The following is a 229-nucleotide window of genomic DNA, read 5'->3' as shown; positions in this document are numbered from 1 at the left end:
CCCGGCACGGGTGCGCCGGATCGCCTTCGACACGGCCTGGACCGCGTCCTCCTGGCCGATGACCCGCTTGTGGAGCTCGTCCTCCATGCGCAGCAGCCGAGTCGTCTCCTCCTCGGTCAGTTTGAAGACGGGGATGCCGGTCCAGTTGCCCAGGACCTCGGCGATCTGCTCGTCGTCGACCTCGGACACCACGTCCAGGTCGCCGGCCTTCCACTCCTTCTCCCGCTGC

The 229-nt window shown here is 68.6% G+C and carries 1 pseudogene; it reads right to left on the bottom strand.

The features are described from left to right. Positions 1-229, bottom strand: a pseudogene (locus WH85_RS46495) (ATP-dependent Clp protease ATP-binding subunit ClpC); the annotation flags it as partial.

The organism is Actinoplanes rectilineatus, from assembly GCF_000962825.1.
Lineage (GTDB): Bacteria > Actinomycetota > Actinomycetes > Mycobacteriales > Micromonosporaceae > Actinoplanes > Actinoplanes rectilineatus.
The sequence above is the reverse complement of the archived record's forward strand: the minus strand, read 5'-3'. Positions and strand labels throughout refer to the sequence as shown.